The 24947-nt window shown below is 42.0% G+C and carries 19 protein-coding genes, 1 tRNA gene and 2 pseudogenes; 9 read left to right on the forward strand and 13 right to left on the reverse strand.

Features of this window, described 5'->3' with window-relative positions; genetic code table 11:
- The first annotated feature begins 48 nt into the window (after positions 1-48).
- Positions 49-121 (forward strand) — tRNA-Ala (locus tag V7K67_RS15950).
- A 68-nt stretch (positions 122-189) separates the two neighbouring features.
- On the opposite strand, the gene V7K67_RS15955 is transcribed toward V7K67_RS15950, so the two are convergent.
- The gene (locus V7K67_RS15955) at positions 190-909 is read right to left on the reverse strand and encodes a response regulator transcription factor (RefSeq protein WP_334729237.1); all 720 of its coding nucleotides are present in this window, start codon (positions 907-909) and stop codon (positions 190-192) included.
- Positions 910-1275: 366 nt separating this feature from the next.
- Between V7K67_RS15955 and V7K67_RS15960 the strand changes: the two genes are divergently transcribed.
- On the forward strand, positions 1276-3639 hold the full coding sequence (locus tag V7K67_RS15960) for an NACHT domain-containing protein (RefSeq protein WP_334729238.1): 2364 nt from the start codon (positions 1276-1278) through the stop codon (positions 3637-3639).
- Positions 3640-3832: 193 nt separating this feature from the next.
- Positions 3833-4279, forward strand: a pseudogene (locus tag V7K67_RS15965) (rhodanese-like domain-containing protein); the annotation flags it as partial.
- A gap of 629 nt (positions 4280-4908) precedes the next feature.
- On the opposite strand, the gene V7K67_RS15970 reads toward V7K67_RS15965, so the two are convergent.
- Positions 4909-5538 (reverse strand): ribonuclease H-like domain-containing protein, encoded by a 630-nt coding sequence (locus V7K67_RS15970; RefSeq protein ID WP_334729239.1) that lies wholly within the window; start codon positions 5536-5538, stop codon positions 4909-4911.
- Between the two features lie 70 nt (positions 5539-5608).
- Between V7K67_RS15970 and V7K67_RS15975 the strand changes: the two genes are divergently transcribed.
- Positions 5609-5731, forward strand: coding sequence for a hypothetical protein (locus V7K67_RS15975; protein ID WP_334711952.1), 123 nt, complete (start codon positions 5609-5611; stop codon positions 5729-5731).
- Between the two features lie 2 nt (positions 5732-5733).
- On the opposite strand, the gene V7K67_RS15980 is transcribed toward V7K67_RS15975, so the two are convergent.
- The 5 genes and pseudogenes from V7K67_RS15980 to trpB form a co-directional block, all read right to left on the reverse strand.
- Positions 5734-6282, reverse strand: a complete 549-nt coding sequence (locus V7K67_RS15980; RefSeq protein WP_335167362.1) for a CAP domain-containing protein — start codon at positions 6280-6282, stop codon at positions 5734-5736.
- A gap of 293 nt (positions 6283-6575) precedes the next feature.
- Positions 6576-6950, reverse strand: a pseudogene (locus tag V7K67_RS15985) (CAP domain-containing protein); the annotation flags it as partial.
- A gap of 32 nt (positions 6951-6982) precedes the next feature.
- On the reverse strand, positions 6983-7270 hold the full coding sequence (locus V7K67_RS15990; protein ID WP_335167364.1) for a hypothetical protein: 288 nt from the start codon (positions 7268-7270) through the stop codon (positions 6983-6985).
- A 116-nt stretch (positions 7271-7386) separates the two neighbouring features.
- On the reverse strand, positions 7387-8544 hold the full coding sequence (locus tag V7K67_RS15995) for a class I SAM-dependent methyltransferase (RefSeq protein ID WP_335167366.1): 1158 nt from the start codon (positions 8542-8544) through the stop codon (positions 7387-7389).
- A 32-nt stretch (positions 8545-8576) separates the two neighbouring features.
- Positions 8577-9812 carry a tryptophan synthase subunit beta gene (gene trpB, locus V7K67_RS16000; RefSeq protein ID WP_334711957.1) on the reverse strand — a complete coding sequence of 412 codons (1236 nt, stop codon included), beginning with the start codon at positions 9810-9812 and terminating at the stop codon, positions 8577-8579.
- Positions 9813-10023: 211 nt separating this feature from the next.
- Between trpB and V7K67_RS16005 the strand changes: the two genes are divergently transcribed.
- The gene (locus V7K67_RS16005; RefSeq protein WP_334696878.1) at positions 10024-10371 is read left to right on the forward strand and encodes a translation initiation factor; all 348 of its coding nucleotides are present in this window, start codon (positions 10024-10026) and stop codon (positions 10369-10371) included.
- A 141-nt stretch (positions 10372-10512) separates the two neighbouring features.
- Entirely contained in the window at positions 10513-10671 is a 159-nt protein-coding gene (locus tag V7K67_RS16010) for a YqaE/Pmp3 family membrane protein (protein ID WP_179065728.1), read from the forward strand.
- Positions 10672-11031: 360 nt separating this feature from the next.
- Here the strand turns inward: V7K67_RS16010 and V7K67_RS16015 are convergent, their stop codons facing one another.
- The 4 genes from V7K67_RS16015 to lpdA form a co-directional block, all read right to left on the reverse strand.
- Positions 11032-11700: a carbonic anhydrase gene (locus tag V7K67_RS16015; protein WP_334711958.1), complete on the reverse strand. Its 669-nt coding sequence runs from the start codon at positions 11698-11700 to the stop codon at positions 11032-11034.
- 256 nt (positions 11701-11956) lie between these two features.
- Positions 11957-12208: a DUF5340 domain-containing protein gene (locus tag V7K67_RS16020; protein WP_179069134.1), complete on the reverse strand. Its 252-nt coding sequence runs from the start codon at positions 12206-12208 to the stop codon at positions 11957-11959.
- A gap of 243 nt (positions 12209-12451) precedes the next feature.
- Positions 12452-13342: an indole-3-glycerol phosphate synthase TrpC gene (gene trpC, locus V7K67_RS16025; protein WP_334729243.1), complete on the reverse strand. Its 891-nt coding sequence runs from the start codon at positions 13340-13342 to the stop codon at positions 12452-12454.
- A gap of 258 nt (positions 13343-13600) precedes the next feature.
- Positions 13601-15031: a dihydrolipoyl dehydrogenase gene (gene lpdA / locus V7K67_RS16030; protein WP_334729244.1), complete on the reverse strand. Its 1431-nt coding sequence runs from the start codon at positions 15029-15031 to the stop codon at positions 13601-13603.
- Positions 15032-15567: 536 nt separating this feature from the next.
- On the opposite strand from lpdA, the gene V7K67_RS16035 reads away from it, so the two are divergent.
- Positions 15568-17343 (forward strand): SWIM zinc finger family protein, encoded by a 1776-nt coding sequence (locus V7K67_RS16035; RefSeq protein WP_334729245.1) that lies wholly within the window; start codon positions 15568-15570, stop codon positions 17341-17343.
- Between the two features lie 214 nt (positions 17344-17557).
- Here V7K67_RS16035 and V7K67_RS16040 read toward each other — a convergent pair whose 3' ends face one another.
- Positions 17558-17944, reverse strand: coding sequence for a WG repeat-containing protein (locus V7K67_RS16040; RefSeq protein WP_334729246.1), 387 nt, complete (start codon positions 17942-17944; stop codon positions 17558-17560).
- A 515-nt stretch (positions 17945-18459) separates the two neighbouring features.
- On the opposite strand from V7K67_RS16040, the gene V7K67_RS16045 reads away from it, so the two are divergent.
- Both V7K67_RS16045 and V7K67_RS16050 read left to right on the forward strand, forming a co-directional pair.
- Positions 18460-20247, forward strand: coding sequence for a ShlB/FhaC/HecB family hemolysin secretion/activation protein (locus V7K67_RS16045; RefSeq protein WP_334729269.1), 1788 nt, complete (start codon positions 18460-18462; stop codon positions 20245-20247).
- Between the two features lie 600 nt (positions 20248-20847).
- The gene (locus V7K67_RS16050) at positions 20848-23484 is read left to right on the forward strand and encodes an EAL domain-containing protein (RefSeq protein WP_334729249.1); all 2637 of its coding nucleotides are present in this window, start codon (positions 20848-20850) and stop codon (positions 23482-23484) included.
- 109 nt (positions 23485-23593) lie between these two features.
- On the opposite strand, the gene V7K67_RS16055 is transcribed toward V7K67_RS16050, so the two are convergent.
- Positions 23594-24556: an SGNH/GDSL hydrolase family protein gene (locus V7K67_RS16055; RefSeq protein WP_335167370.1), complete on the reverse strand. Its 963-nt coding sequence runs from the start codon at positions 24554-24556 to the stop codon at positions 23594-23596.
- Positions 24557-24947: the final 391 nt, after the last annotated feature.

The following is a 24947-nucleotide window of genomic DNA, read 5'->3' on the forward strand; positions in this document are numbered from 1 at the left end:
AGTTAGAATAGCAACGACAATAAAAGTTATCTACTATTTTAATTTTATGGGGGTTTAGCTCAGTTGGTAGAGCGCCTGCTTTGCAAGCAGGATGTCAGCGGTTCGAGTCCGCTAACCTCCATTGGAAATGTTTGATTCAAATGTGCGGTGCTTGTGCGACAACAAGCATAAGTTGTCCAAGGAGCATCATTACGAATTAGTAATATCATCGGGTGCTTCAAACTTGTAACCATAGCCCCGCACAGTTTTAATAAACTCCGGTACGCTGGTATCGACTTCCATCTTCTTACGCAATTGACCAATATGTACATCAACCACCCGTCCATCTCCTATGTAGTCGCAACCCCAGATTTTTTGGATTAGCTGTGGGCGACTCCAAGCTTGATTAGGATGACTTGCAAGAAAATGTAAGATATTAAATTCCAACGCTGTTAAGGCGAGAGGTTTATCGTTAAGTGTTACCTCCCGACCCTCTGGATTAATTGCTAACTGTTTGAAAATAATGCGTTGTATTGGGGAAGGGTTGATGTAGCGTATCCGCCTCAAAAGAGCTTCGACTCTAACTTCAACTTCTGCAAGACTAAATGGTTTAGTCATGAAGTCATCGGCACCCGCGCTTAAGATTTTAATTTTATCAGCCTCGTCAGTCCTACTAGTTAGTATCAGCACTAAAACATTAGTACGACTCTGCATTTCTTGGCAGAGGCTATAACCAGTAACATCCGGCAAATTCCAATCCAGAATCACTAAAGCTGGGTTAAATTGCTCAAATAACGATAAAGCAGTCTTACCATCTGCTGCCGACTCTATTTGATATTTACGACTTAAAAAACGATAGACGAGATTTCGCACACCGAAGTCGTCATCAACAATCAGAATTTTGGGAGTAGTAGCGGGAACCATAACCATAATGCTGCCTATTGTGGATTCTGCTATTTGCTGTTATGCCAGTTTGGCTTTACGTGTTTTTGTTGAGAGTGTATTCACGCGCATCTCTGCTGAGTGCGAACGCTACTGTAGTACTTGTGTACAATTAATTTTCCATGAAGTTTATAAAAACTTCAGCCATTATAATGCTGATAAAATGTATAACTGTTGTATGATTTTTGTATGATCTTGAATTTATTTTGTATAGCTGTAAAGCTTAATACTTAAGTCTAAGTATAATCATAAACTATCTCCGTAACCGCAAATATTCTAAAGACACATCCAAAAGCGACGGTAATTACTACAACTTTAAAAAAGCAACATAACTACAAATTTCAGCCTGAGACTATGATCAGCCAAGGACTGAGAGCATCACCAGAAGGTATAAGGGCAGCAAAAACAGCTTTAACAGACAAAACTTGGAGTCAGCATAAATTAGCAACAACTTTAGGCATTACACGTCAACCAGTTTCCAAATTTTTTGCAGGTGAGTCGATTTCCCGCTCTTGTTTTGTACAAATTTGCCAACAGCTAGGGTTGTCTTGGCAAAAGGTTGCTGGTTTACCTGAAGATGTGGCATTTGAGACAACTCCTAAAACGCAATTCAAAAGTGCTGATCTTGATACACTGGTGCGGGAAGTGCGTCAAAAACGCCAAGACAAAATTCAAGATCAGTGCAGCACCTTGCAAATATTGGATATTGCCCAGACAGTCCAACTGATAGATATTTACACTGATATTAATGTTTTAGAGAAGATAACTAACCTGCAATGGCGAGAAATTTCTGACCTGTTGAAAGACTTCAAATCTGAATCAAATTTTAATCAACTTCCAGGATACAAGGGTAACAGAAAATTACCAGGCTTAGAAGTGGTATTGCGGCACTCAAAACTAATGGTGCTGGGTAAACCAGGATCGGGTAAAACCACATTTTTACAATATTTAGCGATTGAGTGTAACAAAGGCAAGTTTCAGCCAAACCGCATTGCAATTTTTATTAGGATGAAAGAATTTGCTGAAGATGCTAAAAGTGACAGCCAATTGAATCTATTGAACTACATCATTCAAGAATTTATCAATTGCAGTATTGAACAAGAATCAACCAAAATTCTGCTAGCTGAGGGAAAACTGCTGATTTTGCTAGATGGATTAGATGAAGTACCAGTAGAAAAAGTAGATAAAGTCACAATAGAAATTCGTAGATTGGCTCAGATATTTTACAGAAATCAGTTTGTTATTAGTTGTCGGATTGCTGCCCATAAATACAGATTTCAGGGATTTATTGAAGTTGAGGTGGCAGACTTTGACCAAGAGCAAGTAGAAATTTTTGCCAAAAATTGGTTTGTTGCAGTTGCTTTTAATTCCAGGGAAGATGGGGAAGTCATAGGAAATTTATTTATTAATCAGCTGCATCTACCAGAAAATCAGCATATCCGAGAATTAGCAGTTACTCCAATACTGTTGCATTGGATTTGCCTAGTGTTCCAAGTAAAAGATGGATTCTCCTTAAACTCAGCGAAGTTATATGAACAAGCACTGAACATTTTGATGTTCAGATGGGATGAAATTAGAGGTATTAAACGCGATCGCGTTGGTTATAATTTGACTCTAGTCAGCAAAAAAAAGCTACTTTATCAACTTGCAGCTATAACTTTTGAGCATGGAGATTACTTTTTTGAGAAAGAAAAGATTCTGCAACTTATTGCTGAGTATCTGGATACTTTCGCCGGAATTCATTCAGAAGCAACTCAATTGCAGCTAGTTCAAGATGCAGTTCTGAAAGAGATTGAAGTCCAAAATGGTTTATTAGTGCAAAGGGCACAAGAAATTTACTCCTTTTCTCATTTGACGCTCCAAAAGTATTTTACAGCTAGAAAATTTGTTGAATTTCCTCAAGTCCCAACTTGGAATAATTTGGTTAATCATATAACTGAAAAGCGCTGGCAGGAAGTATTTTTATTAACTGTTGGGATGTTGCCAAATTCTGACGAAATTCTACAGATTATGAAGAAAAAAATTGATTTACTAGTAGCTGAAGACGAGAGATTACAGTATTTTCTAACCTGGCTGCACCAAAAATCTAGTTCTGTATCTACCCAATACAAAGCAGCAGCCGTTCGTGCTTTTTACCTGGTTTGCGTTGAGCAAAGCTCACATCGCGCCTTTGTTTATCCTTCTGGTTATGACCTTGAGTACGCCCTTGTTGGTAACATAGCTTTTGACCCTGATCTTGCTCTTGATGAGTTTCTATTTAGTACTATTGCCTGTATTAACGAACTTGATTTTGCCTTTGAGCATAGTCTCAATGATGCCCTCGATCATGCTCATGCCTTTGCCATTGCCTTTGATGAGACTGTTGATCTTGTTGTTAATCCGAAATTGAAGCAAGTGTTGCAAAAACTTAAAAAACAACTGCCATCTATAGACAGCAATCCAGAGAAGTTTAGGGAATGGTGGCAAGCTAAGGGGAAAGTCTGGGGTGAACAATTAAGAGATATACTGATTAAGTATCGTAATATTGGTTACAATTGGCAATTCAATGAACATCAAAAAGAATTGCTTCAACAATATTACGATGTGAATAAATTGTTGGTAGATTGCCTTAATAGTGCTGCTGATGTAACTTCAAGAGTGCGAGAGGAGATTGAGGAGACATTATTATTAGCGATCGCAGATATTGAAAAGTTACGCAATTCCGATACTAATAGCTGAATATTTTGCATTTCAAACTAATATTTTTCTCAACTCATTAGGCATCTTCAAGAAGTCGGGGATATTTTTGTTCGTAACTCTGCACAGATTGCTATATCTGAGGAAAGGGTTAGAGGAGATTCATACCAGCGAAAGAGCAATTAAATATGTCGAGCCGTTAAATTGCTATTAATATCGTCAGCAAGGAACAATTATGACAAATAATTTAGTAGGCGGCATCATTCCCCCACAGCCACCAATAGCAGCACAATCTGATGCTCATGCCCTGAAGAGTCGGCTGGAATGGGGCGAACCAGCTTTTACAATATTGGATGTGCGCGATCGCACGACCTACAACCAAGGTCACATTCTGGGGGCGATACCAACACCAATAGATGAATTGGTAGAGCGTGCAATATCTTCTTTGGATAAAAGCCGTGATATTTACGTTTACGGCGCTAATGAGCAAGAAACTGCCGAAGCCGCACAAAAACTACGTTCTAATGGATTTGAGCATGTCTCCCAACTCAAAGGTGGTCTTACCGGATGGAAGGAGATTGGTGGCCCAACAGAAGGGATTGTTGAATCAAGAACTCCCCCAGGTGCAGATGATTACAATGTTGTAGCCCGGCTACAAAATCACCAAGAAAATCTCCAAAAGGGTGGTAGTAGCACCACGGAAGCCATTAAGAAGGGAGTCAGTAACCTCAAAGAAGATATTCAAGAGGGAGCTAGTAACCTCAAGGAAGGCATTCAAGAGGGAGTCAGTAACCTCAAGGAAGGTATTCAAGAAGGAGCCAGTAACCTCAAGGAAGGCATTCAAGAGGGAGCCAGTAACCTCAAGGAAAATCTTGATGAATCTAAAACTCCTAGAGACACTGATGATTCCAACTTTGGCTCTTAGGCAAAAAATAACCTAGCATGAGGGTTTGTAGTAAGCACTAAAGTGCTTACTATAGCGGTTTCCACTCAGATGCGGTACAAAATTATATCGCAAGGTGTAGGGGCAATTCATGAATTGCCCCTACGGGTGTACCGCTATACAAACTTACCTATCAATTTCAATTTGACATCTCACTAATGGTTTGTCCCATTAAATTTGAGGATTTAAGAGAACGAACCGCATTCGCGCAGCGTCTCCCCTTGGGAGAAGGACGCAAAGAGCGCAAAGGAAGAAGGAAAGAAGAGAAATTGAAATTTGATTCACCTATCAGAATTAATGGGACAGACTACTAGCCTGGATGACAAGCAATAAGAATTTCTTGTCCCTACTCCCCATTCCCTATTTGATCAATGTTCAAACAAATCCTTAAATTGCCACAAATCTAGGGAAACTATCGTTGGTAGAAATTCAAAGCATTCTTGAGCAACTTGCCAACGTTCTTCTCGTTTGAGCATTTCGATTAGCTTCTGTTGCACGCTAAGTAAGTAGCGCACATCATTGGCAGCATAACTTAGTTGAGCTTCAGATAAGCTAGCGGCGTTACCCCAATCAGAACTTTGAGAGCTTTTATCTAGTTCCACTTGCTCTAACTCTTGCACCACATCTTTAAGTCCGTGGCGATTTGTGTAAGTACGGGCTAATTTACTAGCAATTTTAGTGCAAAAAACAGGACTAACCTGAATCCCCAGATTGGCTCGCAAAGTGGCTAAGTCAAATCGAGCAAAGTGAAACACTTTTACGACATTGACTGCTTCTAAAAGTTTTTTTAAGTTGGGGGCGTCAGTTTGTCCTTTAGCTATACGGATTACAGCAACTTTCCCTTCTGGATTGCATAGTTGGACGAGACACAAGCGATCGCGCAACGGTGATAATCCCATTGTCTCTGTATCAACTGCGATCGCTGTCGATTCTAAATACTGGCTAAGGGCTGCGTCACTGAGATCGCGATCGCTCACCTGAAAATCTTGTAATGTCATCAATCTTTCAATAATAATGTAGTGTCCAGCAAACAAAAGTCTTGTCAGACACTACATTATTATAAGGAATATGCCGAAAACCCTTGAGGAACAGGCGCATAGCGCCGTATGTCGTGCTGATGGTTACTATGCCCAATTTGCCATTGATGTTCAAATTAAAGTTGAAACACTGTGTAGAAAAATCAGAAATTAAATCTACCTAGTGCGAAAAAACATTTGTGTCAGGTAGACTTCACCTTGATTATTAGTAGCAACGCCGATTCCAGTGAGGTTGTAATTTCCTTTCAAATTCTTTAGATGCCCAGGACTTTTGATCCAACCAGTAACAGCTTCCTCTACAGGGTTGCTATATCCCCGATTGAAAGCAACATTTTCTGCCGCACTGTTGTAGCGAATAGGGATAGCCTTGACTCGTCCTTCAAATCCCTGATGACTAAACGGGGTTTTACCTTTAGCCATATTTTGACTATGAATTCTTGCCTGTCGAGTTAAATTTGCATTTAAGACCAACTTTGGTAGCCCTTTAGAAGCCCGATATCGATTAATTTGGTTAAATACTGATTTTTCTAGCTCAGTAGTTTTAAAAGTAGGAGTCGATATTGCAACCTGACTAGAAAAAAGCGACAACAGCTTATTACGGGTGGATGTATTCGTAGAAGTATGATTTGGTATCGGAACAGCCGTTAATCCACTAGCAAGGACAAGCGCACTTAAAGCGATGCCAAAAGCAGTTTGTCGGAACATGGAGAATTGCGTAATGTGTAGAGATATAAGACTTATACTTTAGCTCATTGTTGCGACGATATGCACCACAATACTATTAAGGATTGATGAATTTCGGCAATTTGGCTACATCCTTTACAAGGAACACAAACAATTATTTGTAATTGTCAATACTTCAATAGTCAACTTCATGAAAATCACGGTTAATTTTGCTGAAAATTTGAAATTTTCAGGAATTAATATGAGATATGCAAATTAGATGTAGTTTACATTAACAGAGAATTTCAGAAAAAACCTCAATTTTGCCAAACCGATCAGCGAAGGAAAATTTGTGTGAAGTAGATTTCGCCTCCGCTGTTACTAGCGACACCAATTCCTGTCCAATCGTAATTACCTCTAATATTGGCAAGATGCCCTGGACTTTCAAGCCATCCTTGAACAGCTATTTTGGCAGGATCGCTATATCCCTGATTAAAAGCGACATTTTCACTAGCGGCTCTGTAAGAAATACCGATTGCTATAACCCGTTGCGAAAATCCCGTATGTCCAAAGGTAACTGTGCCATTAGCCATGTTTTGGCTGTGAATCCTAACTTGATTATCGATGGCAGCATTACGAGTCAGCGTTGGTAGTCCTTGAGAAACTCTGTAGCTATTAATTTGGTTGAAAATTGACTGTTCTAGAGCAGCAATATCGATGCTAGATTTTACCATCTGAAAGACTAGCTTTGGTTAAGGGTTTCCAACTCTTCCTGCAACACGCGTAACACCCTAGCAATATATTCTGCCCGCCACTGTTCCCGTTCCTGAGTTACTGTCGTATCCGGCTCATAAGCTTCAATCTCAGTAACCGATAAAATTCCTTTAACTTCTAGCAACCTTTCAATGGTGTCCAGCCGCTCATGCAGCACAGATACCTCGCCAGCCAAAGCCATAACGATCGCTAACAATTTATCAGTTTGCGGATTTTCTAAGTAAACAGGTCGTTTACCCTTAGCTATTTTTGCCATTCTAATACCAATTCTCCAAAAATAAGACTACACACAAAAAAGCCGGAAACCCAGAGAAAATCCGACTTCCTCAATTACGAATTACGTTAGCGACTTAGGAGTGCCATTACCAATACTTACTTAGTCGCAGCAACTACAAACCAAGTGCCTTGGCTGCCTGAGTTACCATTTTTAAACAGCCCATTCGTTACCTTGGCTTTCCACGCTCCATTTGGGACAAATTTCTCGAATATCTTATCTGCTGCAAAACCAGCCTTAGTAACTAGCGATACCAAATCCAAATCGCGTGCAGCACTCCAGAAGGGTTCGTTGTTGTTAGCGGTTTCCCAATCATAAATAAACTGCGTATAAACATCCATGTGACGATAAAGGGGTGCTTCTACATGGATCATCATGCCGCCAGGAGCCAGTAGACGATAAGACTCTTGCATAACTTTACGGATGGCTGGCGGGGGAATTTCATGCAGCAAAATGTGAGAAACCACTAAATCAAATGATTCATCGGGGAAGTTAGTGCGTTCGGCATTTTGCTGAGAGAAGTGTACCCGTTTGCCCAAAGCTTCGGCTCTTGCATGAGCGTAACGCAGCATAGATGCACCCACATCTATAGCATGGACTTCTGCATCTGGGAAACCATCTACATAAGGTAATGTACTATTGCCGACAGAACATCCCATATCAAGGATTTTTCTCGGTCGAAAGTCAGAATGCTCTGATAGTAAGTAGTTTTGAACTATAGATAGCCCCATATCATCGTTCAGGGGCCCCAACCAACCTAGACCATAAACATAAACGCCGCGATCGTAGGTTGCGCCGGCAGTGACATCATCAGCGGTGAATTCACTGTGATATCCTCCAGGCATACAGTGAATGTCTACAGCCTTTTGATGAGTAGGTATTTCAAAATTTGAGTCAAGGGTTAAAGTACCCAGTTCACCACCTTTATCTTTGGCACGTTCAATCAACTCTGGTAGTTGTCTGTCAACGTTGGCATTTACAGCATCCCATAACATTTCCTGGTTGATGCGCTTGAGGGCACTAGTCCAGCGGTAGTAGGGTTCGTGCTGCATTATTTCCCGAATTTCATAACGATTCTGGGGAGGACGCTGATGTTCTTGTTCAAACCTCGGCTTGCCTAGTTTTTCATAAACTACCTTATTACCAGCAGAGATATTCCTGAAAATGTGCATTTTCAGACTTTGCACAAAGTTTTGGCGTGCCAACTCGTCGTGAGTGGGTTGCGGTAGCATCGCGTGTTTGAATTGTTGATCCATATATTGCTTTTTTCCCAATATTTTACGTAGATTTACTCTGGATATAATAACTTGGCTACTGTTTGTACATCTTTATCACCGCGTCCAGAGCAGTTAATGACAATCCGAGGACTACCAGTTAGTTGAGGACAGAGGGTTTCCAGGTAGGCGATCGCATGGGCTGTTTCTAATGCCGGGATAATCCCTTCCAATTTCGATAATCGCTGGAATGCCTCTAAAGCCTCTGCATCCGTCACACTATAATATTCGGCGCGACCAGTATCTTTCAAATAACTATGTTCTGGGCCCACACCGGGATAATCTAACCCAGCACTAATTGAGTGTGCCTCAATGATTTGCCCATCTTCATCTTGCAGCAGGTAGCTCATTGCTCCATGCAATACACCAACTCGTCCTTTTGTCAAGGTTGCTGCGTGTTTTTGAGTATTGACACCTTCTCCGGCTGCCTCAACCCCAATTAATCGTATAGAAGACTCATTAATAAACTCATAAAATAGTCCCATTGCATTGGAACCACCACCCACACAAGCTAAGAGAATATCAGGCAATGCACCCCACTTTTCTATTGCTTGGGCGCGAGTTTCTTCACCGATAACTGCATGGAAATCACGTACCATCATTGGGTAAGGATGTGGTCCTGCAACTGAACCTAGTATGTAGTGAGTACTTTCTACATTTGTCACCCAATCCCGAATTGCTTCAGAAGTAGCATCCTTCAAAGTTCCGGTTCCCGCCTCTACCGGACGCACTTCTGCCCCCATCAGCCGCATTCTGAACACATTTAAAGCTTGGCGTTCCATATCCTGAACGCCCATGTAGATTACGCATTCCAGCCCAAAACGAGCGCAAACCGTAGCAGTAGCAACTCCATGTTGTCCCGCACCCGTTTCGGCAATAATCCGCTGCTTACCCATGCGTTTTGCCAACAATACCTGACCCAGAGCATTATTGATTTTGTGAGCGCCAGTATGATTTAAATCTTCACGTTTTAAGTAAATTTGTGGCCCTGTGCGATCGGGTCGGGCATAATTAGCAGTTAGGCGTTCAGCAAAATACAATGGTGTCGCACGTCCTACATAGTCCCGTAACAACTGCTGTAGTTCTGCTTGAAAACTGGGGTCATTGCGGTATTGCTGATAAGCTGTTTCTAACTCAGCAAGGGCAGGCATGAGCGTTTCAGGTACATACTTACCGCCAAAGCGTCCAAAGCGGCCTAGCGTATCTGGAACTTGAGCAATTGAACTTGGAGATAGGGGAGTGGTAGTCACAGGCTGTTTTTGATGACGGGAATGACTTAATTATTATAGAAAGTCTGGGGCATATCTGGAGAATGGGGCATTCCCCAGATATGCCCAATGCCCAATTACTTTGAATCCCTTGCAATGGATTTGTGATGTTAGCCTAGAAATTGACATCCCAGCAGAATGGTTACGTAGAAGTTTCCACTGCCTTTGAAATTTTTCTTAAACATTCATTTTTATGTCTTCTTCCAATCCCAAATCTTCCGACAAAGGCTTTGTCTACCGCGAATTTGGCAATGACAACTCAGCCGCCACAGAAAGACCAATTCCAGAACTGCCCCCACAACAACAAAATCTTAAAGTACAAGCTTCCCGCAAAGGACGCAAAGGGAAAACCGTCACAGTGGTTAGTGGTTTTCAAGTCAAACCGGAAACCTTGGCAGATTTGGTGAAGCAGTTGAAAACCCAGTGTGGCACTGGTGGGACAGTTAAAGATAACGAAATTGAAATTCAGGGCGAACACAAGCAGAAAATTGTCGAGATTTTGACCAAGCTAGGTTACAAAGCCAAAATTAGCGGTGGCTAATGTTAAGTGCGGTTTCCCGCATCTTAAGCATGACCTAGATTAACAGAGAGAATGTTATCTTTGAAGGGTACAAGTATGCTTGAAAAGTGGTAAATTACTTTGCCAACAAGCTGTTTTTTGTGAGATGAACAGGAGGTTTAAATGGATTTAGTTCGGATTCTGTGTGCCATTTTCCTGCCGCCTTTGGGAGTTTTTTTACAAGTAGGTTTTGGGATAGATTTTTGGATTAACATACTTTTGACGCTTTTTGGTTACATTCCTGGGATTATTCATGCAGTGTGGATAATTGCTAAAAAATAATTCTTTGTAAAAGATAGGTTGAGTGTACCAATATTGGCTTTACTGATTCTGAGGAATGTCGGTTGGTGTAGAGGCAATTCATGAATTGCCTCTATAAAAAAGGTTATGAGATTAACTATTTTATAGTTCAATACGCTTGGGTTAAGAGCTACCGGCAATAATTTTGGGTTTCCGAGACGCGATAAATCGCCGTCTCTACAAGGGTTTTGTGCTCATTCTGAACTGTATTGTTTTATCAGGGCTAGCGCGTCTCAAACCCTATATTTACTACCTAATAAAATCCAATATCTAAATAAAAGTTGTAAAAATAGTATTTATCAAGTTTCAAATTTAGGCTTTTTTGTGGCGGGAAATGCTGAATTAGCTCTCATTCTTTAACATCGCATACAGTCTAAACTCTAGAAGCAAGGGACAGATGTGCAATTGCCATTGCACAGTTGATACGTTCAAATCTTTGATTAACCCAGTGCGTATATTTAGTACCCAGCCGTGAACCATAGGTGCTTTTCGCTGATGGAGTACCTGACGCATGATGGAAGTTTGGTAAAGATTCTTCACTTGTGCCACAACATTGATTTCCGCCAAACGATTCAGACGTTCTTCTCTTGTTGGCAAGGCATCAATTTCTTCTTGTTTCTCTAAATACAGTTCCCGAATCGGATTTACCCAGTTATCAAGAATTCCGATGGTTCTTCCTTCTAAAGCAGCCTTAATTCCTCCACAATCATAGTGACCACAAACGATCACGTGTTCCACTTTCAGATGTAAAATTGCGTATTCTAAAACGGCTAAAAAGTTTATGTCCGTCAGAGAAACTTGATTGGCAATATTACGATGTACAAATAACTCTCCTGGTTCTGTACGGGTAAAGCTTGTTAATGCCAGACGACTATCAGAACACCCAATGTATAGAAAAGGTGGTGTTTGTCCGTTAGATAATTCTTCAAAGTAAGTTGGGTCTATAGCTAGTTTCTCGGCAACCCAAGCCTGATTATTTCTGAAGAGTTCATCAATGCTGTTATATTTCATCTTTCGTCAAATTCGAGAGAGCATCTCATCAATATTTTAACTGATCTACAGTTTTCTTGAAATCAAGATTAACTTTTTCAGAGCTAAAATATTATCAAGATGAAAATTATTTTCTACAGCATTAATATTATTTTTGTATAAATTGTCAAAAGCTATAGCGTTTATCGAGTAAGTGCGGTGTAACTTGTAAGTACTGACTCCTTCAATACACAGAGAAACTTTCTGATGATAGCTAAGATAACTTCACAAAGAATCTTCAATCGGGGGCAACAACTTTGTTATCGTGATGATGGTTGATTGACCAACGGTGATCAATAGTTACAGAGGAAAACTCACAAATTTCTTCTAGTCGCTTTTGCTGTACAGCAGCTTTACGGAGAGTAATAATTAGCTGATTCACCTGATGCCGTAAATCTGGATTATCATTTACTGCTAACATAGTTTGTCTTTCTAAGAGTTGAAGTATAAGTTCGTAATGAATAGGTGAAGGTAGAGGGATTTGCTCCATGAAGTTAAACTTTGATTTCATATTTGGTATTTTTTATCAGTCAGAGTTTGTCTCTTATTAATGAATTGTTACATAAGAAATAACTAGTTGTTTATGGCTTTAATTTGATTAGCAATGAAGATTTGGCAAAGATATTGATGATATTTAATGGCAAAGTGCTGCGTATCTACGCATAGTATGCCCAATTGCCAACTATTTTGTGCAGTTGCCCTGCGCCTTTTAGGGCAGGGAAGGTGTAACTTTTCAGAAATTCCTCGGTAATATATGGGCGATCGCAGCGCCGGGATCTGGTTGTTTTACCAAAGATTCTCCAATGAGTACAGCAGATGCACCTGCTGTCAGCACCAAATTCAAATCATCTGGGTTGTGTAGTCCTGACTCGCTGACAACCAGGATGTTTTTCTCCTGCAATTGGCTACCCCTTGCAGCTAAAAGTTGGCAAGTAGTTTGCAGATCAACAGAGAAATCTTCCAAATTGCGATTATTGATTCCTACCAAGGAGACTCCATCCAAGGCTAACACACGGTCAAGTTCTGCCAAGCTATGGACTTCAATCAAGGCTGCCATTTTCAGGTTGTTAGCAATTTTCAGGAAGTATTTCAAATCTTGATCGCTCAGGATAGCTGCAATTAACAAAATAGCGTCTGCACCCTGAATACGCGCTAAGTATATCTGGTAGGCATAAATAATAAACTCTTTGCATAGTAGGGGCAAATCTACGGCAGTTCGAACCTTGGCTAAGTTGTCAAAGCTGCCTTGAAAAAACTTGACATCTGTTAGCACTGAAAGACAACTAGCACCACCTTGTTGATAAGAAAGGGCGATCGCTACTGGGTCAAAATCTGCTCGTAAAACGCCTTTGCTAGGTGAAGCTTTTTTAACTTCGGCAATCAATGCTGGTTTAGTCCTGCCTTGACGCAAAGCGGCGACAAAATCACGGGTTGGCGGCGCAGTGAGTACCTGTTTCAGCAATTCTTGCAAAGGAACCTTTTCCCGCATTTGGTCATATTCTACTTCTTTCTGCCAGACAATCTCTTCCAAAATGTTGTTTGGCGCTGCATCAGGCACGGCAGCCTGATAACGTAATATTGATACATCAATAGCTGGGTTAGGTGAACGACGACGGATTTGCATGATTGAGGACTGGGGACTGGGGACTGGGGACTGGGGATTGGGGACTGGGGACTGGGGAATAGGGAATAGGGATTAGGGAATAGGGATTAGGGATTAGGGAATAGGGAATAGGGATTAGGGAATAGGGATTAGGGAATAGGGATTAGGGAATAGGGATTAGGGAATAGGGTACAGATTATTCCCTATCACCTGCCACTTCTCCCTTAATCCCAATACCCAATACCCAATACCCAATACCCAGTCCCTAACCCCCAATCCCTAAATTGCGATCGCTCGTTTATAAGCTTCGTCTAAGACTTCCGAGAGTGTCGGGTGGGCGTGAACTAGATGTGCCAAGCTTTGGACAGATTGACGGTTGGCGATCGCAGCTGACGCTTCATGAATTAAGTCTGAGGCGTGTAGTCCGAAAATGTGAACGCCCAAGACTTCTCCGGTGTCTTTGCGATATATCACTTTGGCAATACCGTCGGCTTCATTTTCTGCTAAAGCTTTGGAATTTCCTTTGAAATAACTCCTACTTGTGGCGATTTCAAACCCTTCGGCTTGTCCCAACTCCTTAGCAGCTGTTTCTGTGAAGCCCACATAGCTGACTTCTGGGTGAGTAAACGCCGCTGCGGGGATGCTGCGATAGTCTACTATTCTTTCCCTCCCAACTATGTTTTCTACCGCAATGATGCCTTGAGTAGAAGCCGCATGTGCTAACATCATCTTCCCATTAGCATCGCCAATTGCCCACAAATGCGGCACTACTTCACCTGCTGATAGCACTGCCATGCGATCGTCAACTGAAATAAAATTCCGCCGATCGAGTTCTACACCCACAGACTCTAAACCCAGATTTTTAGTCGCTGGGATGCGTCCGGTAGCTACTAAGCAAGCATCTACTTCGATGACATCTACATCTTCTTTGGTTTTGAAATCTGCTAACTCAATTACCACAGGTGAACCTGGGATAACTTTTTTGGCGTATATCCCGACTTTCGTTTCAATATCGCGGGGAGTAATTAGCACCCGTTCAGCAAGTTTAGCAATATCGCGGTCAAATCCTGGCATTAACTGATCTAGGGCTTCAATTAAGGTGATTTCACAACCCAAAGCTGAGTAAATATCAGAAAATTCCAAGCCGATGTAACCACTACCAATAATTGCCACCCAGTCTGGTAGCGACTCTAATTTGACACCTTGATCGCTGGTAAAGACAGTTTTGCCGTCTATTTCAATCCCTGGAGGCACAAAAGGAATTGAACCAGGTGAAAGAATGATGTCTTTGGCTGTGATGGTTTTTTCACCGCCGTCTCCAGAGATCGAGACTTTTTGCGCCCCAGCGATTTTTCCCCAACCTCGGATGATATCGACTCCTAGACGTTTGAGGCTGTTGGTTAAGTCGCCTTGAATTTTCGAGACGAGATTGGTAGCATGATTGGCGATCGCTTGGCGATCAAATTCCACGCTACCAATTTGAATTCCCAGTGACTTGAGGTGGTGGGCATTGCGTAACTCCCGCACACGTCCAGATGCCGCCAGCAGCGCTTTAGAAGGAATACAGCCCCGATTAACACAGGTTCCTCCCATATCAGCAGCTTCAATAATTGCTGTTTTCAAACCACAACTTACGGCGTGTAAGGCTGCACCATGTCCGCCTACACCAGCGCCGATAATTACTAAATCGTAATCATATCCTTGACTCACGTTAGTTTCCCCGTCTGCTTCGCCTATTTATTCTCAACTTGACCGACAATCAGCGCAACCCTTTTAACAGTTATCAGTTTTATCGCTGAACTTTAAATCCCTCACCTTACATTACCCTGACTGTTTACTGCTGACTGTTCACTGATTTCAGGTTTGGGTGTTGTTAACTCAAATTATGATTCACTCACTTCTGGCGAAAATATGGATATTTTCATTATATGGTTTGGTTTTCCCAGAAAAGCGACAATAAATTAGGTGAGTATTTGCAGGGTAATAAAGCTGATTTCAGTTCTGAGCTAGTTAATAGACATCTCCGAAAAAGAATGTAGAGACGTAGCACTGCTACGTCTCTACAAGGGTTATGGGTAACGCATCTTTAATTTCTGGAGATGTCTAATGAATAAAAATTGCATTCTCATCCCGATTCCCAATGCCCAATGCCCAATACCCATACCTTTTTTTTCTTTACAGCACGTTAGCCTAACACTAAGCTGGATTTAGGATTCATCCAGAGGATTTACACAGGCGATCGCTCGATGTCTATTCCCCAAATTAGTGAATTTACTATCCGCCGTCATGCCAACGCCAAATCTTTCCAGCGGGGTGAGGCATATTATGAGGCTGGTGCTGTTAATGCCGTTATCCAACGTGGTCATCTGCTTCAGGCGGATGTTACAGGCACTCAAGCTAGACCTTATCATGTCAATCTGAGTTTCGATAGCAGTGGCTTAACTTCAGTAAAATGCACCTGTGCCTACGACTTGGAAGGGTGGTGCAAACACATTGTCGCGACGATGCTTGTCTGTGCGCGTAACTCAGAAAATATTGAGCAGCGCCCCACCCTAGAAGAACTACTAAATCGCATAGATTATATCCAAACTCAAAGGCTGCTGCAAGAGTTAGTCGCAGAATACTCACCACTAATTGAGGCAATTGACCGTCATGTAAGTTGGATGACGAATCGTGCTGACAACCAAACAAACATCAAACCTCTGCGCCGCAGGACTATTGACCCGACTCCCTTTCGGCGGCAAGTACGGCAGATTCTCAAGGATACCGTGCGCTACTTTGAGGAAGGATATGAAGAAGACCCCATTGGCGAAGATTTGCTGAGTGTGGTGCAAACTGCGGTAGATTTTAGCGAACGGGGAGAGGGTGAAAATGCGATCGCTATTTTGGAAGCGATTACCTCTACCTGTGTGGAAAATTGGGATGATGTTGCCGAATATGGCGCTGAAAACGATGAAATTGTCGAGGAATTAAATAGTGCTTGGTGTGAAGCAATTCTCAGCACCGAACTTACCCCAGAAGAAAAAGTTGATATTCAAATCAATTTAGAAGCATGGCAGGATGAGTGGAATGCTGATTTTGGTCTAGTTATGGAAGCTTTACGCCAAGGTTGGGATTATCCACCATTGCTACAAGTTCTCCAAGGTAATTTTACGGAAAGAGGAGCTTGGGAAGAAGATGTGCCAGATTATGCAGATGATTTGGCATTAATTCGACTGAAAATCCTCGAACGTCAAGAACGTTATCAAGAATACCTGTATTTAGCAGAAGCGGAAGGGCAAACTCAGCAATATCTGACCATGTTGGGGCGTTTAGGCAGGGTGGAAGAAGCGATTGATGCGGCTCAAACCCAGATGAACTCAATGGAAGAGGCTTTTGCCCTAGCGAAAACACTCAGCATTCAGGGAGCATTACAGCAAGCTCTAGATATAGCCCAAAGTGGGTTAAGTTTACCAGGTAATTGTCAGTACGAATTGGGAATTTGGACAAGTGATTTAGCTAGTGAGTTGGGTAATAGTGAAACTGCTTTATTAGCAATCAAGGCAGCTTTTCAAGTCAAGCCCTCCTTTCTGGACTACCAAAAGATGGCAGAATTGGCTGGAGAAAACTGGGAAAGTGTCAAAACAGACCTGTTGAGAATTGTTCGTACTTATAGTGGTTGGGGAACAGAATCAGCCAAGTTGGACATATTCTTGCATGAGGGGCTAATTGATGATGCAATTGCGATCGCTAGTGAACTCAGTTCTTATCATTCAGAGTTAATTTACCGAGTCATGGATGCTGCTATCCCTCATAATCCTAGTTGGGTGATTGCGAATGCTCGTCACCGTGCCGAAAAGATTATGGATGCAGGTAAAGCCGAATACTACTACTACGCGGTTGAATGGTTGAAAAAGGCGCGTAATGCCTACTTGGAATCTGGAAAGAAAGCTGACTGGTTAAGCTATCGGGAAAACTTGATGCAAACCCACGCTCGTAAACGTAAATTGATGGGAATGTTTCAGCAAAGGGGTATGGAATAAGGATTATTGTGATTAAAAAACTTATTAGAGGTTTAAGAAGCTAGATGATCTAAGAGGCTGTTTGAAAAGTCTAATTTAATACCAGCCCTGGCGATTAGAAATCGCGGCTATACAGACAAAACTCACCTCCGTGGGTTGAAGAACTTGATTTTGTGTTAGTCCGCGGAGGCGGACAACGCCAGTGTAGTAGCGAATTATATTCTCCCAAAACTTTTCAAACATCTTCTAAGATGAAATCAGTTTTGTCGATAAATTCAGAGTTAGCATAATCAAATTGGGGATTAATAACTATCTTTCCAGCTTTGTCGATATAGCCCCACTTCTTCTCAAGTTCAACTGCTATCAGTCCTTCAGAAAACTTCCTACTAGCATCATCAAACTGTGGATTAATAACTATCTTCCCCTCCTTGTCAATATAGCCCCACTTCCCACCAACTTTTATCGCTGCTAATCCTTCAGAGAAATGAAATGCATTCTTGTATTGAGGAGAAACTACAAATTTACCATCTTTATCAATAAAGCTTTTATAAAATACATATTTGAAGAGAAATGATATAGAAATTAGAAATAAAATATAATCAGAAAAACACTTATCTCCCAATCATTAATAATTGTGAGTCAAGCATTTTTTTGCTAAAAATTATATTTATATCTGCCTTTAATTATGTATTGGGAGCAGCTTTAAGATAATATGAGGGTACTATGAGTTTTTTGATAATTATTTTGGTAAGATTCTGCGATCGCTTTAGGTCTATTTCTCCCGCAGCCGTAGATAATTTAAACATATCTGCTAAGAGCGGGCATCATCACTGCTTTTAAGTCTGCAATAACCAGATAATTTAACTTTCCAACGGGTCACGCCATTCCTCCCCAACTTCGGCGCAGCAAGTCGGGGAGGAATGGCGCTCCGGGACTAGGGACTAGGGACTAGGAAGAGTTTTCTTATCTACGAGACGAGTGGTCTGAATCCCCGAACAATTTTCCCAGTCCCCAGCCCCCAGTCCCTAATCCCCAGCCCAAAATATCAACTTTAGCGACAAAAGATGAAGTAAGATTCACATCTAAAGCAGTCACCGTATAATTCCATAGTTACTGACAAAAAAATAGCCCAGTGTGATGATTGATAAATATCCCCAGAATCTTATAGTGTCTTGCTTACCGCTGAGTATGCTTCTATTACTCGGCAGCATATATTCTAGTCCACTAAAAGCTCAGACTGTTGATACTACACAATTACCAACTAGTAATTTCATCCTGTCACAACAACAACTCCCACCACCACAGGATGTCCAACCACCTTCATCTTTACCACTTCCTGTACCTGAATTGCCACAGCCACTCCCCCCACCAGCAGAACTATTTTCCCCATCTGCCCCAACTCCCACACCAGAGGAACCAATTCCTGGCAACTTTCCTCAAACTATTGTTGTTGAACGGTTTGAAGTTGTTGGTAGCACAGTTTTTAGTGCCCAAGAGTTAGCCAAAGCCACTGCTGAATTTACTAAACGACCGATCTCGCTGACCGAAGTGTATCAAGCACGTTCTAAAATCACTGATCTATACGTCAAAAATGGTTATATTACTTCTGGTGCATATATTCCACCTCAAACAATTCAATCCGGTGTTGTCAAAATTCAGGTGGTCGAAGGTAAATTAGAGGATATCCAGGTAACTGGGACTCGACGGTTGAATCCGAATTATGTCCGCAGCCGACTAGCAATAGCGACATCACCGCCTCTGAATCGCCAGCGTCTATTAAAGGCACTGCAACTTTTGCAACTTAATCCTTTGATTCAAAACGTGACTGCTGAACTCTCAGCAGGATCGCGAACGGGTACGAGTCTCTTAGAAGTCAAGATCAGTGAGGCAAAAACCTTTAGTAGCCAAATAGTTATTGATAATGGGCGATCGCCTAGTGTTGGCAGTTTCCGCCGCCGATTACAATTGAATGAAGCCAACTTATTGGGACTGGGAGATTCTCTGGGTATAGCTTACACTAATACCGATGGTAGCAACTCTCTTGATGCCAGCTATACATTACCAGTCAATCCTAAGAACGGAACCCTCAGCTTTAACTATGGCACTACGTCGAGTAATGTCATTGAACCTCCTTTCAACGTTTTAGATATCCAATCGGCTTCTCGCTATTACGAACTGACATTTCGCCAGCCTATAGTTCAAACTCCTACGCAAGAATTCGCCTTGGGGTTGACAGCCTCGCGACGGGAAAGTGAAGCCTCCTATATCAAAGGAGTACAACTACCTTTCCCCGGTTTAGGCGCTGATAACCAGGGACGCACCAAGGTATCTGCGTTGCGATTTTTTCAAGAATGGACTTCTCGTAACAGCCGTGAAGTTATCGCCCTACGCTCTCAATTTAGCTTAGGTATCGATGTGTTAAATCCCACCATTAATCAAGAGCCTCCCGATGGCCGCTTTTTTGCTTGGCAAGGGCAAGGACAGTGGGTACGCCTTTTAGCTCCTGAAACCTTACTATTACTTCGTTTAAATACACAACTCGCGTCCAGAACACTTTTACCCTTAGAGCAATTTGGCTTAGGTGGGCAGGATAGCATTCGAGGCTACCGTCAAGATTACCTGCTAACGGATAATGGCACTTTTGTTTCTGCGGAAGTTCAAGTACCGATTCTGCGTTTACCCCAGATAAATAGCACTTTACAGGTTGTCCCCTTTGTGGATTTTGGTGTGGGCTGGAATAGTTCGGGCAGAGACAATCCCAATCCTAATACTTTAGCTGCTGTTGGTTTCGGGTTGCGTTGGTCACAGGGCGATCGCTTCACCGTTCGTCTTGACTGGGGTATTCCTCTAATATCTGTTAACTCAAATGACAGAACATTACAAGAAAACGGTCTGTATTTTAGTTTACTTTATAATCCTTTTTAAAATTTAGGGGTCATTCTCTTGACCACCTCAACGAGAAGCTTTGCCAATAGAGGGTTCCCGCCATTAAAGCGACTGGCGTGCAATTATCCAAAGGTCAGATGTTTCTATCTAATTCGCAAAATTCCGTGAGGCAGAACTATTTAACCGATTAAAAAATAAAAATCAGACGTTTAAGACCCTTTGTTTTGAAATCTCCTGATCTAGCTTTCTTCTTTACCAGAGGCTACGCCAACAATTTTGAATGCGTGAATTTTGAATTGTTAATCTGGGTATCCTAACAAAGACAAGGTTGAATGATATAGACGAAGGGAAAAAGTTTATAACTTATGTATGAGTGGAGAAATCAGCTAGAACTTCTACCGCAAAAACTGATTGAACAATTAGCCATCTCATTCTAGAAGGTTAATTATGAAGGTAAAGGCTGGTTTGCACCCTCATACCAATTTTGGGATGCTTGGGTTGGGCTACGCCTACGCAGACGGTGAGAACTTTTATTGAGAAAATTTTCCCAGAAGTGTAGCCTGAAAGCCTTAACTTCGGGAAGTAGTATTTTTCAGATTAAGACATAGAAATAAAGGTATGAGGATTTGAGGAACAGACATGCTAGAAAATGAGCGGGAAAAAATACGCCATCTGTTGGTTATTCAAGACCTGCAAGGGCGGCGAACTATCCCCTTGCGAGAAAATACTTATTCGCTGGGGCGGCATCCCGCAAACACTATTGTCTTGGCTTCCCGGTCAGTATCAATGCAACATGCAATTTTATTGCGAGTAACTGTTCCAGAGACTGACCAATATGGCTTCCAGATAATTGATGGCAACTACAAGGGCAAAGGAAGTACTAATGGCTTATTTGTGAATGGCACTAAATGCTATTCTCATAATCTTAGACATGGCGATATTATTGCCTTTGGCAGCAATCAAGCTCAAGCTAAATATTACGCTATTTCCAACATTTCAGAAAAAGCTTTTTCTGAATCTTTTGATGTTGAAGACTTATCTGGTTTCCTCTCCGGGCAAGCTAGTCCTGCCAATCCTTTTCAAACTTTAGCTGTCGATCCCAGCTTTGAAGCAGCTAGTGAATCCGCCTTAGCTCGTCTAGCATCCTTCCCTGAACTTATTCCCAATCCGATTATTGAGATGGATTTCGAGGGAACAGTTACTTATCTCAATCCAGCCGCAGCTCTTAAGTTTCCTAAACTTCGGGAAGTTGGCATAGAACATCCAATTTTAACAGGACTCCTGAGCGGAGTTAACAATCTAGAACAAAATTCTTTTGTGCGGGAGGTGGAAGTAGGCGCAGAAGTTTTTGAACAATCCGTACTCTACCTTCCTGAAAGTGATTTAATTAGAACTTTTATTGTTAGGGATATTACAGAGCAAAAGCAAGCTACAGCCGAACTGCGCCAGCGCGATCGCTTGCTACAGGCAGTTGCAGAAGCTGCCAATTATTTGCTAGGAGAAATGAATTACGAAACTGGTATTACTCTAGCTCTAGATGTACTGGGTAAAGCTGCCCAGGCAGATCGTGCCTATCTGTTTCAGAACCATCCCCATCCTGCTACAGGGGAAATAGCCGTCAGCTTACGGTTTGAATGGACGCACTCTTTTATTGAATCTACCGACCACCATTGGCAGAATCAGCCTTATCAAGCTTCTGGATTAGACCGTTGGTACAAAGTTCTCTCTAGCGGCCAGTCGATTAGTGGACTCACCCAAAAATTTCCTGTCGCCGAGCAAGAATTCCTAATTCGAGATGGCATTAAATCCCTTCTCCTAGTGCCTCTCCGCTTGGAACATGAGTTCTGGGGGTATCTTGGCTTGGCAGACTGCAACTTTGAGCGTCATTGGTCTAGGCATGAAGAATCTACCCTTTTGACCATGGCCGCCAGTATCATTGGTACGCAGCAGCGTCAGCAAGTAGAAGAAAAGATTCGCTATCAAGCCCTCCATGACGTGCTGACAGGATTGCCCAATCGCCTACTATTTAACGAACTGCTCACTAAAACTCTGCCCAACGCTACTCGCAATGGCGAAAGTTTAGCTGTAATCTTCCTTGACCTGGATCGCTTTAAGGTGATTAATGATACTCTGGGGCACACTCTGGGAGATCAATTGTTACAAAGCGTCTCTCAAAGATTAAAAGACTCACTCAGAGGTGGAGACACTGTAGCCCGTTGGGGAGGCGATGAGTTCACTATTTTACTCCCACGAGTCAATAATATTGAAGAGGTAACTTTGGTGGCGTGCAGAATATTACAAGCCTTAGAGGATGCTTTTCATCTCCAAGGGCATGAACTTTATGTAACTGCCAGCCTCGGTATTGCGTTACTTGATAACAATAGCCCTGATACTGAAACCCTAATCCAGCACGCCGATGCTGCTTTGTACTACGCCAAAGACAAAGGACGGAATAACTACCAATTCTACAGTGTTTCCCTGAGTGCTAAAAATCCTGAACTCCTGACTTTAGAAAAGAGCTTGCGCTATGCCCTAGAACGCAATGAATTTACGCTGTACTATCAGCCTCGCGTGAACATTGCTACAGGAGAAATTACTGGTATGGAAGCTCTGTTGCGTTGGCAGCACCCAGAAATGGGATTGGTCGCCCCCAGTGTCTTTATTCCCTTGGTCGAAGAAAGTGGATTAATTGTCCCGATTGGTGAATGGGTGCTACGGACAGCCTGTAGCCAAAATAAAGCATGGCAAGATGCAGGATTAGCACCAATGACGATCGCTGTTAATCTTTCTCTGAAGCAGTTCCGTCAACCTAAATTGGTGGAGACTATAGCCGAAGTTTTAGCAAAAACGGGGCTGGAGCCGCGCTTTTTAGAATTAGAAATTACCGAAACCACAGCTATTGAGGATTTAGATTTTACCAGAACGGTCTTAGAGAATATCCAGCAGATGGGTATTTACATCTCTATTGATGATTTTGGTACAGGTCATTCCTCGCTTTCCCGCCTACAGCTTTTGCCACTGCACAATCTGAAAATAGATAAGTCTTTTATTCAAGATTTGACGCGCGATATTAAAGTAGCTCATATCATCAAAGCCATAGTTGGCTTGGGACAGAGCTTGGGATTGAAGTTGACAGCCGAAGGGGTAGAGAATGAAGAAGAATTGGAGTTTTTGAAATCTATCAACTGTGAAGATGTACAAGGCTTTTTATTCTACCGGCCGCTTTCTGCTCAAAAAGCCACAGAAATCCTCGAAAGTAAACGACCAAAACTTTAGTGCAAGAGACAAACTCAGTACGCGTCTATTCCCTTCTTCCCTGTTCTCTCCACAATTAAGTTCAGTAATCAAATCGGATTCCTGTACAAGAATTGTGGATAACGTATATTTAATGTTTGGAGATGTTTAACGTTTCCAAAAGCGATCGCTCTATAACTTCACTGACAAATTTATTTCCCTGCAAGTTGAGGTGAATATGATCGTGAAACAAACCTTGCGGGTTGGTAGTTGAATTGAAGTTCGGCAAAAAGTCTATATAGTTAATTTGCTGTGCTTTGGTAAAATCGCTCAAGCGCTGACGTGCTTTAATTTCGTAATCGCGGGGGCCCGGTTCACCAATTTCTCGTAGTAAGGGAGTCATGACTAATAGAAATTGGCTGTTGCTTTGGCGAGTCAAGGCTTGAATTTTAGCGATCGCCTCCAAATTAATTCCCACGCGATCGCCTGGTTCATTTTGCACGGCTTGTAGTTCGGAAATTGGCTTTTGTTTAAGGATATAACGCTGCCACACTTCTGCTAACGCCAGAGGAGGTTTACGATCTGGATAGTTGGGATCGCGTCCTACCGGTAAAGAAGTCGGATGAGTAGCAAACAAATCATCGGTATTAATTAATAACACCACTGCTTGTGCGTTAAAATTGCCAAATTTCTCTAAATAAGCTAATTCGTTCCTTGGCCCCCAAGAGTTAGCTGAAGCATTTAGGACTTCTACTTCGTGGTAATTACTATTATTAGTGGATAATACTAGAGAACGCATCATCAAACTAGATATTGTATTCGTCTGATCTGTCCACCAGCCACCATTAGCGATAGAATCACCTAATAGTAGAATTCGCAGCCCAGAAGGTGCAGATATCTTTTCGATCGGACTACCTCGCATAGAATATTCATTAATTTCAATGCGATTACCAAAACGGCGAGTACGCTGGTTAGGAGCCAACAAATAACCAATCTGCTCATCACCAATATAAATCAGGGGATTACCAAAACCGAAGAGCGATCGCAGTCCGATCTCAACTACCACAAACAATCCCACAACCACCGCCGAAATTACGATCAGTGCTATTTTCACCTACTCACACCCTCTTATACCAAGTTGCTTTTCAATGATACTGGGGGATTGGGGATTGGGGATTGGGGATTGGGTATGGTTATTTTCCTTGTCCCCTTGTCTCCCTCATCCCCCAGTACCCAGTTCCCAGGGGAGCATCCCAAATGTGTAAAAACATAATTTGTCATTGCGAGTGGAACGCAGTGAAGCAAAGCGATCACAACATCTGTAGTTTGGGGAGCATCCCAAATGTGTAAAAACATAATTTGTCATTGCGAGTGGAACGCAGTGAAGCAAAGCGATCACAACATCTGTAGTTTGCGATTGCTTTATTCCGCTCCGCTTCATTCGCAATGACAAGTAACGATTTTGGTAAATTTACAAAATTGGGATCTTCCCGTCCCCAGTCCCC

The sequence above is a fragment of the Nostoc sp. genome, from assembly GCF_036917155.1.
GTDB lineage: Bacteria > Cyanobacteriota > Cyanobacteriia > Cyanobacteriales > Nostocaceae > Nostoc.